General features: G+C 36.8%; 8 protein-coding genes. 3 read left to right on the plus strand and 5 right to left on the minus strand.

Annotated features, from left to right (window positions below):
- Nucleotides 1-5: 5 nt before the first annotated feature.
- Entirely contained in the window at nucleotides 6-1,229 is a 1,224-nt protein-coding gene (locus AC1RRQ_RS07490; protein ID WP_493022388.1) for a DUF4374 domain-containing protein, read from the plus strand.
- An 85-nt stretch (nucleotides 1,230-1,314) separates the two neighbouring features.
- Here AC1RRQ_RS07490 and AC1RRQ_RS07495 read toward each other — a convergent pair whose 3' ends face one another.
- The 4 genes from AC1RRQ_RS07495 to AC1RRQ_RS07510 form a co-directional block, all read right to left on the minus strand.
- Complete coding sequence (locus AC1RRQ_RS07495) at nucleotides 1,315-3,276, minus strand: OmpA family protein (RefSeq protein WP_493022389.1); 1,962 nt, start codon at nucleotides 3,274-3,276, stop codon at nucleotides 1,315-1,317.
- Nucleotides 3,277-3,278: 2 nt separating this feature from the next.
- Nucleotides 3,279-4,190 carry a PorP/SprF family type IX secretion system membrane protein gene (locus AC1RRQ_RS07500; protein ID WP_493022390.1) on the minus strand — a complete coding sequence of 304 codons (912 nt, stop codon included), beginning with the start codon at nucleotides 4,188-4,190 and terminating at the stop codon, nucleotides 3,279-3,281.
- Between the two features lie 61 nt (nucleotides 4,191-4,251).
- Nucleotides 4,252-10,461, minus strand: a complete 6,210-nt coding sequence (locus AC1RRQ_RS07505; protein WP_493022391.1) for an Ig-like domain-containing protein — start codon at nucleotides 10,459-10,461, stop codon at nucleotides 4,252-4,254.
- 10 nt (nucleotides 10,462-10,471) lie between these two features.
- A complete protein-coding gene (locus AC1RRQ_RS07510) occupies nucleotides 10,472-11,161 on the minus strand; it encodes a hypothetical protein (RefSeq protein ID WP_493022392.1) in 690 nt (229 codons plus the stop codon).
- Between the two features lie 662 nt (nucleotides 11,162-11,823).
- Here AC1RRQ_RS07510 and AC1RRQ_RS07515 point away from each other — a divergent pair.
- The gene (locus AC1RRQ_RS07515) at nucleotides 11,824-13,182 is read left to right on the plus strand and encodes a helix-turn-helix domain-containing protein (RefSeq protein WP_493022393.1); all 1,359 of its coding nucleotides are present in this window, start codon (nucleotides 11,824-11,826) and stop codon (nucleotides 13,180-13,182) included.
- Nucleotides 13,183-13,243: 61 nt separating this feature from the next.
- Here the strand turns inward: AC1RRQ_RS07515 and AC1RRQ_RS07520 are convergent, their stop codons facing one another.
- Nucleotides 13,244-13,702, minus strand: a complete 459-nt coding sequence (locus AC1RRQ_RS07520) for an RNA methyltransferase (RefSeq protein ID WP_493022808.1) — start codon at nucleotides 13,700-13,702, stop codon at nucleotides 13,244-13,246.
- Between the two features lie 126 nt (nucleotides 13,703-13,828).
- On the opposite strand from AC1RRQ_RS07520, the gene AC1RRQ_RS07525 reads away from it, so the two are divergent.
- Nucleotides 13,829-14,686: a helix-turn-helix domain-containing protein gene (locus AC1RRQ_RS07525; protein WP_493022394.1), complete on the plus strand. Its 858-nt coding sequence runs from the start codon at nucleotides 13,829-13,831 to the stop codon at nucleotides 14,684-14,686.
- Nucleotides 14,687-14,774 lie beyond the last annotated feature (88 nt).

Genomic DNA, 14,774 nt, shown 5'->3' on the forward strand with positions numbered 1-14,774 from the left:
TCAGTATGAAAACAAATCGATTTTTTATAAAACATGCCGCATTAGCTATAATGTGTTCTGTATTTGCATTAACATCATGCAGCTCTGATGATCCTAAAACAGATGAAGGCCAGCAAGGAAGCAATCCTGCGGTTATTGCATCAGTTCGTGTAAATACTCCTGGAGGAAGAGTTTTTTATTTAGGAGCTTATGATAAATTCCCTTCCACCCTTGATTATAAAACAATGACAGAGATTGGCCCTGGCGCTACTATCTATTCTTATGGAGAACATCCTTATGTTTGGAACGGTACTGCTTCAACGTTAACAAAATACAACGTAAGCAACGATATGAAAATTTCACGTGCTGATGCCTTAAGCCTTGCAGGTACAGGTGTAAGCGGTACTTTTGGACCTCCAGCTTTCGTATCTGAAACAGAAGCTTATTTTTTCGCCTTAAATGATGGAAAAATCATTAAGTTCAATCCAACAACCATGGCTATAGTAGAAACTATTGCTGTTACTCCATTGCCTTTAAGTAATGACGCAGCTGTTAAAACATCTACTTACAGCAGCTATGTTACTTCTGCAAAAAAAATTATTCTGCCTGTGGGAGCAACACCAACAGATTATAATAAATTTCCACAATATGCTCAAATTGCAGTTTTTGATATTGCCTCAAAAGCAGTTACTTATGTTAAGGATACCCGTATGTCAATGGGGTATTTTACTTTTGCTAAAGGTAACGACGGAGCTTTGTATTACAGATCTTCTCGTGAAACAGCTCTTTCATTAGATTATAGTACAGTAACAGGTAATCCACCAACAGGCGGCTTATTAAAAGTAAATCCTGACGGAACATTTGATCCTAACTTCTTTGTAGACCTAAGAGCAGCTATAAATGCACATTCAGTAAATGTAGTACCTTATGTTAACGGAGGTAAAGCACTTGCTCAATATCTTGACAATACATTTACACCGCCTGCAAAACCTGCTGATTGGTACAATGCTACAACTAAATATGCGCTTGTAGACTTAAAAACTTTAAAAGTGGAACCATTTACTTCTTTTGAACAATACGGGACAGTATACTCAGTAGGAACAATTGATGGTGTTGAATATTATGGAAATATCCCTACTGATAGTAATAATTTCAAATACAGACTTCTAAAACAAAAAGGAGCTGCTGAATTCGAAGCACTTTCTGAAGCTATTGGCGGTAGTGTAATATTCGTTGGAAAATTAAGATAATCTATAGATCGATTTTATTTTAGAAAAAAGAAAGCCTGAGGAAAATTCCTCAGGCTTTTTCATTTGATTTGGTTTGGTTTTTAAATTATAAGGATAAGATTAAAAACTCGCTTCTTCTATTCTTTAAATGTTCCGCTTCAGAACATTTAACGCCGTCTTTACATCTGTTCAATAACTGGCTTTCACCATATCCTTTTCCTCTTAAACGACTGCTGTCTATTCCTTTGCTTACCAGCCACGATATAATTGATTTTGCTCTTTTATCTGATAAAATCATATTTGATTTAGCCGATGATCTGCTGTCGGTATGCGAACGAATGTCGATTTTCATATTTGGATATTCCTGCATTACTGCCAGAATTTTTCCTAATTCAACCGCCGCCGCATCTGTAATATTCCATTTTGCCAAATCAAAATAAATCATGGATATATTCAGGGTTTTACCTAAATCTGTTCCTACTTTGATGGCTTTTATTTCCGGAATTTCTATAGCTGCAATTTTCTCTTTTTCTAAAGTAAAATCAAGCTTATTGTCAATATTAGTTGTAACTGCAAAACTGCTTTCTTTCGCTGGATATTGTTTTCTTTCTACCCTGACAAAATATTTCTTGCTGCAGTTTACTTTAAACGAATACGTTCCATCTTGTAAAGTGATTGCTTCTGCAATTTGCTGATGGTTTTCATCAAACAAAATAACTTTTGCTCCTTCTATTTTTTCATTGGCTTTACTGTCGAAAATAGTTCCGGTTAAAGTTCTTTCGCAAACCAGTTTTTTAGTTTCGGTAAACTTGTAAATATCATCGTTTCCTGCGCCGCCTTTTTTGTTTGAAGAAAAATATCCTTTGCGCGTATTACTGTCAATATAAAAAGCAAAATCATCAAATTTTGTATTTACAGGCTCGCCAATATTCTGTACCTCATCAAATGTTCCGTTTTCCAGAATTTTAGCAACTACAATATCAAGTCCGCCAAGTCCCGGACGCCCATCGGTTGCAAAGTACAATTCGTTATCTCCAGCAATAAAAGGGAAAGTTTCTCTGCCTTCTGTATTAATTGAAGAACCGAGATTTTCCGGCCTGCCGTATGATCCGTCAGCGTTGATCAGTACGCTGAATAAATCTGACTGGCCGAATGTTCCCGGCATATCTGAGGCAAAATATAATCTTTTTTCATCAAGGCTTAATGCAGGATGAGCGGTGCTGTATTTATCACTGTTGAATGGAAGCTCTGTAATATTAGACCATCTGCCGTCTATTAAAGTTGCTTTGTATAATTTTAATAACGTAATCTTTTTATCGTCTCGTCCTCGTTTTCCATCTAAAAAGTTGTTTCGGGTAAAATACATTGTTTTACCATCTTTTGTAAAAACAGGAGTCGATTCGTTAAATTTGGAATTAATCTCTTTGTTTAAAAGTACAGGATCGCCTATACTTCCATCAGATTTAATTGAAGCAGTATATAAATTGGTAAAATTTTTATTGGTCCATTTAAACGTTTTCCCCTCCTTCTTTCCTATTTTTCGAGCAGAGCTGAAAACTAAGCTGTTATTTAAAACGGTGCTTCCAAAATCTGAACTTTCTGAGTTTATATTGATGGGAGAAATTTCAAATCTTCCCGAATTCAATTTAATCTGATCCAGATAATTTCGATTGTTTTTGAATAAAATGCCACGGCTGTCCGTATTCGTATTCTTGTTGAATTCAGCCAGCATTTTATCTGCTTTAGCATAATCTCCAACTGATTTAAGAGATTGAGAATATCTATAAAAATATTCCGGTTCTTGTTTAGGATTAACGGCGAAAAGTTTGTCATACCAAACAGCAGCTTGCGGCAAATCGGCATTAAAATAATAAGCGTTTCCTAATCTCTGGAACATTTTCTCGTCTTCAAGTCCTTTTTCTGCGAGCTTTTCATAAATTTTTATGGCATCTGCGTAAGCATAATTATTGTATTCTTTTTCGGCTTCTGCCAAAAGAGCGTTTTGTGCCTTTGCATTGAAAATACAAAAAGATAAAAGGACGAAATATAATATTTTATTAAGCTTCATAATTAGAAAAATCTTGGTGATGTAATTCGATTATACCCTTTCATAAATTCAAAGCGCAGGAAGATTTCATGTGAACCTGAATTGTAGTTGTTCAGCTTCGTTGTTTCGCGGTCATAAGCATATCCTATGTACATGCTTTTGTTGATTTGAAATCCTGCCAATGCACTTAAAGCGGCGCTCCAACGGTACGAAAGTCCCACAACAAATTTGTCGTTAAACATAAAGTTGGCCGAAGCATCTAACTGAAGCGGTGCTCCGTCGATCATTTTTGCCAAAACTGCCGGTTTGAATTTGATTGTTTCGTAACGATCTAAATTGAACACATAACCTGCAATTAAATAGTAATTGATCTGTTCTTTAAAAATTGCCATATCATTATCATTATAACGATTAGCCTGAATGAAGTTAGGCACAGATAATCCGATATATCCTTTATCTGAATGCCAGAAAACCCCTGCCCCAACATTGGGTGAAAACTTATTTCTAAAGTCCGAAAACTGCGGATCTCCCTGATGTTCCGGTGTTAATTTATTTGGATCAAGGTTAAAAATATTAGCCGATCCTTTAATACCAAAAGAAAGTTTTGCTGTAGCAGATGTTTGAATGGAATAAGAGAGATCTACCGAAAAATCCGTTTCGGTTGTGGGTCCGATTTTATCATTTACCAATGAAAATCCTAATCCTACATTGCTGTTATTTATAGGTGTGTTTAATGACAAGGTACTTGTTTCCGGCGCGCCGTCAAGACCTACCCATTGTGTTCTATACAAACCAAAAATACTCATAACTCCCCTTGAACCAGCATAGGCAGGATTTATGTTTATGGTATTGTACATATATTGTGTATACTGAGCATCCTGCTGTGCGAAACTAACGGCAGAACAAAACAATAAAACTAAAGTTATTTTTTTCATTTGTATATTTTTAAAATAATGGCTTAACCTATGGCTAAGCCATTTTTATTAATATGGAATATTATTTAGTTAGATATAAGTATCCTGCTTCCTGTTTAGGCTTAGTGCTATTATTACTGTATCTTACGATATAATAATACGTTCCTTCCGGCAGTCCGTTTGACTCTTTAACAGTAGCTCTTGCATCTGAGAAGCCTTTAAATACAACATCGTTATTATTGTAATGGTCTCTGTCGAAAACTAAAACTCCCCAGCGGTTAAAAATCTGAACTGTATTGTCTGGATAACATTCTATACCTTTAATATAAAATCTCTCGTTTAAGCTGTCGCCGTTTAAAGAAACTGCATTGTAGATTTTTATATTACAGCCATTAAGTTCCAGCACTGTTGGATTGTCTTCGCTTACATTTTCAGCATCAGATTTGTCAGTTGCAGCTGTACCGCTTTGCGAAACTCCTGAAACCGTTGCCTGATTGGTTAGAGAACCTTTGTTAATATCCTCCTGAGTCAGAATATAAGTTCCGGTAAAAGTTGTAGAATCACTTTCTCCAACACCCAAACTTATAGGGCCTCCAGTGATTACAACTCCTGGAAGAAGATCCGCAATCAGGATATTACTTAAAGGCACATTTCCTGTATTTTTAATTGTGAAAGTATACGTAACCGTCTCTCCTGCTTCAACATTACCATTTCCGTTCTCATCATTCAATGATGCTTTCATAACAAGTGAGATTGATGGTGTTTCTACAAAAATTTGAACGGATGCCGAACTGCAATTATTAGGATTGGCTTTTTCACAAATTTGATAAGTCAGCGTATGGCTTCCTCCTTTAGTTCCCGGAGCTACATCAATAGTTCCGTCGCTGTTTAAAGTAATTCCTGAAGGGAAATTATTAGGGGTTAAAACAACATCGGCAGGATTTACCGGAGCACCGTTTAATTTATCATTCTCTAAAACATTAACTATTTTAGTTGAACCATTTGTTCCGTTTGCAACTATATTATTATCATCGTTTTCTGCTTTAATACCAAAAAGAGGTCTTGCATTACAACCTGAAGATGCTGCAGGATAATTTACGGTTACAGATTCTGTAGGGTTTAAAGTAAACTGAATTGTAACAGCTGGCCTTGTTAACTCAAAACCATCATTACCTTCTATCCATTGTCCGTTTACCAATACCCATCCCGGCCAGTCAATTGGTTTATTGCTGCTGTCAACAACTGCTCCCGGCCATAATAAATTACCGCTTAAAGGCAAGTTGGTTTGAGTGGCAACAATATTATTGGCGCTGTCGATCCAATTGATAGTTAATAAACCTTTTGGCGTAAAATTATCAGCCGTTACGTTATACGAAACATAAGGTGTATTGTCAGCACAATAACTGCTTGCCTTTATTGTCATTTTAGGAGCCTCAACCGTAACCGAAACTACTGCCGAAGTACAATTAGACGGATTTGCTTTCTCACAGATCTCGTAAGTTAAAGTGTAATTTCCTGCCGGAGCATTTGGAGCTAACTCCGCTGTTCCGTCTGGTTTTAGTGTCAATACATTATTTGGATCTTTAACCAAAACATTTAAATTAACATCTGTAAGTAATAATGGATCGTTGTTTAAAGTATCGTTCTTTAAAACGTTTACTAATTCAACCACTTCATTAATCCCCACTACAGTGCCAACTGGATCAGGTGTGGCTGTTATTACCGTTTTATCAACCGGAATTGTAATCGTTGCCGGAGTCGCATCTACTGTTCCATTATTATCTGTTGCGGTAAAAGTGAAAGTATCATTTCCAGAAAATGCACCACTTGGATCATACGTTAACATTGCAGCTTGTGCAGGTGTTAAAACCTGATTTACCGTAACGGGTACTCCAGATAAAGCTAATACTCCGTGAGCTGGCAAAGTAAGTACTACATAGTTAGCAATTGTTCCGTCATTATCTGTCGCTGTTAATGCTTTAATTGCTGTTGCTCCTGCTCTGGAAGGAATATCTGAATTTGTATCGTCATGTGCCACTGGTGCATTATTACCTACAGGGATTGTTATAGTTGCAGGTGTTACAGCAGTCAATCCTAAATCGTCTGTCGCAGTAAAAGTAAACGAAACATTTCCGGTGAAAGTACCGCTTGGCGTGTATGTAATCATCGCAGCTTCTGCTGGCGTCAATATTTGATTTACTGTAACTGGATTGCCCATCAAGCTTAAAACTCCATCTGCTGGTAAACTTAAAATGGTATAATTAGCAATTGTACCGTCAATATCTGATGCGGTTAGAGCGTTGATAGTTGTAGCTCCAGCTGCAGACGAAATTATGTTATTGGTATCGTTGTTTGCAATTGGTGCGTCGTTTACTGGTGTAACCGTAATTTCGATATTTGCTGATGCTGTTCCGCCGTGCCCATCGCTGATTTCATAAGGAAAACTGATTGGCGTTGTTGAGTTAAAATCTGCCGAAGGCGTAAAAGTAATTACTCCCGAAGCCGAGATGTTAACCGTTCCGTTTGGAACTGTAATAACCTGTGCTAAACCTGTTAAAGCTGTTCCGTTTATAGAAGTAATGGTTAAAGTATCACCGTCAACATCTGTATCGTTGATAAGCGGTGTTAATGTAACTGTGTTATCCTCGGCAACCGTATATACATCTTTTACAGCAACCGGATTATCATTTACTGCTGTAACTGTGATTTCGATATTTGTTGATGCTGTGCCGCCGTGTCCATCGCTGATTTCATAAGGGAAGCTGATTGGCGTTGTTGAGTTAAAATCTGCCGAAGGCGTAAAAGTAATTACTCCCGAAGCTGAGATATTAACCGTTCCGTTTGGAACTGTAATAACTTGTGCTGAACCCGTTAAAGCTGTTCCGTTGATTGAAGTAATGGTTAAAGTATCACCGTCAACATCTGTATCGTTAGTAAGCGGTGTTAAAGTAACTGTGTTATCCTCGGCAACTGTGTACACATCTTTTACAGCAACCGGATTATCGTTTACTGCCGTAACCGTAATTTCAATATTGGCTGTTGCAGTTCCTGTATGTCCATCGCTGATTTCATAAGGGAAGCTGATTGGCGTTGTTGAGCTGAAATTCGCTGCAGGCGTAAAAGTAATTACTCCCAAAGCTGAGATGTTAACCGTTCCGTTTGGAACTGTAATAACTTGTGCTGAACCTGTTAAAGCTGTTCCGTTGATTGAAGTAATAGTTAAGGTATCACCGTCAACATCTGTATCGTTGATAAGCGGCGTTAATGTAACCGTATTGTCTTCGGCAACGGTATATACATCTTTTACAGCAACCGGATTATCGTTTACTGCCGTAACCGTAATTTCAATATTCGCTGATGCAGTTCCTGTATGACCATCGCTGATTTCATAAGGAAAACTGATTGGCGTTGTTGAATTAAAATCTGCCGAAGGCGTAAAAGTAATTACTCCCGAAGCCGAGATATTAACCGTTCCGTTTGGAACTGTAATAACCTGTGCTAAACCTGTTAAAGCTGTTCCGTTAATTGACGTAATAGTTAAGGTATCACCGTCAACATCTGTGTCGTTAGTAAGCGGCGTTAATGTAACTGTGTTATCCTCGGCAACGGTATATACATCTTTCACCGCAACCGGATTATCGTTTACTGCAGTAACCGTGATTTCGATATTTGCTGATGCAGTTCCGCCGTGTCCATCACTGATTTCATAAGGGAAACTGATTGGCGTTGTTGAATTAAAGTCCGTTGCAGGCGTAAAAGTAATTACTCCCAAAGCTGAGATGTTAACTGTTCCGTTTGGAACTGTAATAACTTGTGCTGAACCTGTTAAAGTTGTTCCGTTGATTGAAGTAATGGTTAAGGTATTACCGTCAACATCGGTATCGTTGATAAGCGGTGTTAATGTAACTGTATTGTTTTTAGGAACAGAATAAGTATCTAAAACTGCTGTTGGATGATGATTCACAGTTGGCGTAACCGAACCGGAATTATTTCCTGGAGTCGGGTCGTTTTGTGAGCCTGAAATAGCAGCAGTATTAGCATAAGAACCTGAAGCATTTACTGTTACTGTCATGGTAAGAGTCGCACTTGCACCATTAGCAAGATTACCAATAGTCCAATCTGGTGCTGACCAAGTACCTGTTGAAGCAGTTGCGCTTACAAAAGTATATCCCGAAGGAAGATTATCTGTAACCTTTACTCCTGTTGCGGCACTAGGACCTCCATTAGAAGCCGTAATGGTAAAAGTAACCTGATCTCCAACATTTGGCGTAGTATTACTTACTGATTTTGTTACCGAAAGATTAGTCTGAACCAAAGGTGTGGCTGTGGCCGAATTATTTCCCGGAGTACTATCAGGATTATTTCCAGTAATACTCGCTGTATTAGCATACGATCCCGTGGCATTTACTGAGGCTGTAACTGCTAAAGTTGCACTTGCACCGTTTGCAAGAGATCCAACACTCCAATTTGGTGCTGACCAAGTACCAACTGAAGGCACTGCGCTGACAAAAGTATACCCTGATGGAAGCGCATCACTTACCGAAACACCTGTCGCTTTATACGGACCTTTATTTTTGGCTGTAATCGTAAATACAACATTACCTCCCACGCTTGGTGAAGAATTATCTGCCACTTTCGTAATCTCAAGATCTGCCGGACAAAGCGCCGCATCAAAATTTCTGGTTGTTACCGATGTTCCGCCGCATGAAGTAGTTACGGAATACTGAACCGAAACTGTTCCTTCTCCGGTAAAACTCAACGTATTTCCTGATAGAGTTCCAGGCCCGCTTAAGATGCTTAAAACACCACCCGCCGGAGTTGGATTTAATAATACCGGATCATCAACACAGTATTTAGAATCTGGTCCGCCTCCAGTTGAAATAGGCTGAATAACCGGATTTGATTCTGCACCGCAAATCTGTACATTGGCTGTACTAAAAGTATAATTAGTTTCATTTGTAGTGTCATTAGTGCCGTCTCCCATACTACCGCTGATTCTATGCCCTACATAACCAAATTTAGTTTCACAGCTCTTTACTAACATAGAAGTATGTCCGCCTGTTTCAACTGCCAGAATATTATCTGAACCAGTTAATCCGCCTGGGGATGTCGGATTATTCGCTGTTCCGCTGCCAATTCCCAGCAGTGATCCAGAGCTGTTTCCAAATGCGTAAATTTTATTGGTGTTCGTAAGCACATTTACCGCGGCATACTGCGCATCATGCTCCTGAGTACTAATCCATTTTATATTATCCATAACAGGACCTGATGTAGAAGTATATCTAGGCTGAACCCAGGATAATCTTTCTGAATTAGTCCAATCTCCCAATTGTCTGCTGCCGTTTTTACCTAAAGCATATAAATTGCCATCTGTTGCTAAAATATAATGAGATCGGGTTGAACCATTATTCCCCGAAGAACCAATCATTTTTGGTGTAATTCCGGTTGGGATTGTCATTTGAGAAGCATAGTTTTGGTCAGTTGCAGCAGTGTTATTTCCTAAGAAAACACCAGTACCCCAAACATAGACCGTACCATCAGCTTTTAAAGCCATAAGACCATCATTATTTCCTCTGCACGCAACCACATCTGTTAAAAATGGGTTTCCAGAATCTGAAGTCTTTACTTTATACCAAGTTGTTGCATTTCCTACCGCCCCATTACCTCGCACGGCCGCCGTTTGTGAAATCACCCATACATCGCCGCTACAAGTAGTGATAGCAAGTGTTTTATAGGTAACAAACATCATTTTAACATCTCCCGGTTCAACGCCGCTTGGCAGACCTTTTGAATTACCGTTTATAGTTACCTTTTGAAAAGTCGCGTTAGTAGTAAGCGAAGCATCTAAAACTACTCCTCTGTATGACCAGGCATATAAACCGTCGGTTGCTAAAAGTATCCCCTGAACATTATCCGAAGAACTGCTTCCTAAACCTGCCTTTAACGGAACTGCTCCAGTCGACAAAGCAGGAAAGTTTGTTTTGTTTATGGTTACAGGCGACAATAGATTTGCACCTGTATTGGAAATTTTTTCTCCCCAAGTCTGGAAAGAACCATCTGATGTTCTCACAATTGTAGTATGCCAGCTCGAAACAAAGTTATCATACTCGATAGTGGCAGCATTATTGTTTGATGCAGCCCCAAAGTTTGATAAATCAGTATTGGAACAACCCGCAACAGGAGTTGCACATTGCGCATTTGCAGCCTGATTAAATATAAAAAACACAAAAAACAAAGCGATTGTTTTTTGTAAATTCAATACGGTTTTTAAATTATAGTAATTTTTTATCATACTGTATGGGTTATTTAATTATCTGAGGAAGATTATAAGTCTGTACCTGATTGTTAAAATCATAAAAATCAAACATCAGATACGTTTCTTTATTCACTGACCCTGATAATTTGTATTTTAATAATTGCGTTTTATTACCTAAACTGATCTCCTTATCCAGAGTTTCGCTCTTTATAGACACGCCAATTCCCGTAACCGACATAGCTGGTGCAGGTAATTTTAGATTAGAATTCTCCTTTGTAGTAATTTTGGCAGGAACCGTAATTATTAGATCCGAATAATTCCTTCCTCTGACTATTTTTTCAGAAAAGGTAATTTTTGAAAAATCAAAAGAGATTCTAACCGGTTCTACTTTGATACGAAACCGATCCGGAAATGAAGCATGATCACATTCGCCGTCATGCTTTTTAGTTTCGTGAAAAGTAACATCATATTCACCAGGTTCCTGAAATGAATAATTATTGATTTCATTGCCGTGCAGCGTACTATAGATATTCTTATTAGAATTGGTAAGCGTCCAGGTTGTATTTGGATCAATGTTTCCAAAATCAATTTTTTCACCAAACGAAATCACTTTGTAGAAATCAATATTTTTAGCATTTTGAGCTGTTGACTCATAATTGACAAATAGCAGCAATAATAAGTTCAACCCACAGCATTTGGCAATATTTTTATACCGCCTGTAAACGTTCTCGATCATAATTATAGTTTTCAGAATTTTGACCGCGAATGTACCGTTTTGAAGGTCTCTTCTTAAACAATAGTCTTTACCAATTACGTAAAAGAGAAAATATTCTAACCCGAAAAAAATCACAAAAACCTCATTATCTGACGGTTGACAAAATCACTGCATTTTTGGATTCTTATCAATGAATCGAGTGATTCTACCTATAAATTAAGCTGTGTATCGAAAGTTTTCAGGGATATAATCAATCCTAAAAAGCTTTAAATTTTAAATAATGTATTCTGAATATCGCATAAGAATTAATTTTGTTATGAGTCGCAAAAAGCGGCCATTATAAAATTGATTTTATTACTTTAGCGGCCTGATTATCATTTACTAGTCAACTCTTAATTTTATCAGTTTTTACTTAAACTGTATAAAAATTACAATTTCCATACAAACCAATTTTTCACTGCTTTTTAGAGCTAATTATTTTATATATGCACCTTAAAAACTACCCATTATTTTTTGTAATAATAATTTTTAGTCATTTACTACATGCCCAGGACTCTAGATTTGATCGTATTTTTGCTGAAACTGCTCAAGATCTTCTAAGCTCAAATCCCACGAAAGCATTAGAAAACACCGATTATCTCTTTACTATTGCTGCTGACAACGCCCAAAAAATTAAATCCTGTATGCTCAAAGCTACTTTGCTCCGCCAATACGGTCTGAGAAAAGAGGCTGTTTCTTCATTAAAACGAGCAGATAGTTTTGCGATTATAGATAACAATTACACGATGCAGGCCAGAATAAATGGTTTCTTATCTACACTTTATAGAGAAAATAACATTAACAGCTTAGGAAGCATTCATTTGCAAAGAGCCGTTGCAGCAAGCAAAAAAATCATTGACAAAAGTGAAATGAACAAATTTTTAGGGAACCTCTCTCAAGAAACGGCCTATTACCGAATGTACTCTTCCAATTATCAAAAAGCGATTAATCATTTGAAAAGCGGTAACAAGCTGTTTTTAAAAACCGGACCAGATGTAGACAAAAATTTTCAAACAGCAGTAAATGATGAAATGATTGCCAAGAATTATCTATCACTGAGCGAAGTTGATTCTGCTTTGTTTTACTTCAATAAAGCCCAGAAAGAACTTTCGATATCCGGATCTGCAAACAGCCCGTTAAAAGGGTTTATTTTAAACGGACTAGCCAATGTTTATAACAAAAAAAACATGCCGGAAAAAGCCCTTGTAAACTATAAGGCTGCCGAGAAAATTGCAGACGATTCCAATTTCTTCATCTTAAAACAAGAAGTCTATACTTCTTTACTGGAGTTCTACAAAAACAGCGATGCCAAAATGTACATTGCGTATAATGAAAAGAATCAACAATTAACTCAAAACGAAGAAAACAGCAGAAAAGTTATTGCAGACGAGCTAATTAAAACGCTTCGCAAAAAACAATACGATAATGAGACAAATTATCAAAAAAGCACTTACCTACTTATAGGAGGTTCTCTTTTAATCGTTTTGCTTACAGCAGCACTTTATATTTACAAGCGAAAATCAGATTATAAAAAATTTAAAAATTATATCAATAAGGAGGAATTAATTACGCTAAGAGACGTCAAAGCAGCGCCCAAAAAAGAGCTGGCAAAAGAATACATGTCTGAAGCTGCCGAAAACAATATCTTGAAAAGTCTCGAAGAATTTGAAAATTCACAATCGTATTTAAAAAAGGATATTTCTATGAATTCTGTTGCGGCAGAACTGGGGGTAAATCACCGTTATCTATCTTATGTAATCAACAAACATAAATCCAAAGATTTTGCAGGTTATATGAATGAATTAAGAGTAAATTATATCGTTGAACGTTTAAAAAACGATCCTAGTTATTTAAAATACAAAATTAGTTTTCTTGCCGATGAATCTGGTTTTTCTTCGCACAGCCGATTTACTGTAACATTTAAAAAAGTAACGGGTTTTTCACCTTTAACCTTTATAACCTATCTTCAAAAAGAGAATGAAAAGAAAACGAGTATAGTGTAATTGAAAGATCGATTTATAAAAAATGCGGTGATAAAGAATTTAATCACCGTATTTTTTATTTTTAAGATCTTGGCTTAGGCAGGTTTCTGTCGTACATAATAATAGTCCCCGCCACCGCTACATTTAAGCTTTTTACCGATTTAAACTTTACCAAATGATGGCATTTAGACATCACTCTTTTAGGTAAACCGTGATCTTCGGCCCCTAATAAGTAAACACAGCGTCTTGGATGTTCAAAAGTTTCTAAATCTGCTGCTCTTTCATCTAATTCAACACCAACTAAACGCGCTCCTTTAGGTAAGTTTTCGTAAAAATCTTCAAAAGTTTCATAATGAAAATACGGAATTGCTTTTACTGCATCGTGAGTATCACAGGCTTGTTTGGCATATCGATTACCAATGGTAAATATAAAAGTGGCGCCTAAGTTTTGAGCTGACCGCCACAAAACGCCCAAGTTTTCAGGTGTTTTACCATTTTGGATTCCTATACCAAAATATTCATTTACAAAGTTATCATTCATACGGGCAAAAGTACGAACTGTAAATACATAAATCAATTTTTTATTGAAATGCGGCGAAGATGCTGCATTGGTTTGCCCCAAACAATTTCTATCTTTGTTACCAACTTTCTAAAAACGTACTTCAATATGCTTCCCCTATCCAATTTGGTTGTAGAAGAAGAAATCAAAAATTCGTTTTCTATACATTTTTTTGCCGACAAGAAGTTTGCAGAAAAAGCCAGTTTCAGGCTTATTTACAACCGAATATTACTCATAGAATCTGGCATTGGAGAAATAACAATTGACGACCAGACTTTTAAAATAACTTCTTCTCAGTTATTTTTAATTGCAAAAGGACAGTTTGTAAGTTTTAGTTCTGATACTATTTTTAGCGGATACGAACTTAGTTTTGGTGATTGTTTTTGGGAAAGAACACCGTCAAGCGCAAATAATTGTAAAGCGGTTTTGTTTAATAATGCTTCCGCCAATCAAACTTTTGATCTGAATAATCAGGATAATAACGAACTGGTTGCTGTTTTTAAATCTTTGCTGTTTGAATTTAATAAAGAGGAATACAACAATCAATTAGATGCAATGGCAGCTTATCTAAAAATTATAATGATCAAAATTGCCAATATAAACCATTCTCTTTCAAAAGGTTTTGACAGCTACGAAAATCAAATTTATGCGCAGTTTTTAGAATTAATAAGCGAAAATTATAAAACTACGAGAGAAGTCGCTGATTATGCATCGCGTTTAGGAATTTCAGCACGCAAACTCACCGATTTATCGAAGCGCTGCAGTAACAGAGGAGCAAAAGAATTAATAAACGGACAGCTTATTGCCGAGGCTAAAAGGTCTTTGCAGTTTACTTCAAATCCGGTAAAAGAAATTGCTTTTGAACTCAATTTTGCGACACCGGAACAGTTTAGTCATTTCTTTAAAAAAAATGCTCAGGTTTCGCCTCACGAATACCGATTATTATTTTTAAACATTGGAAATTAATCACTTAAAACTGAATGTAGTTTTTGACATGTGCTTGACGTAATTTGGCATTTCGCAAAAAAGTTTACTGCGATACCTTTGAAAAAAA

This window comes from Flavobacterium sp. GW821-FHT12A05, assembly GCF_058807735.1.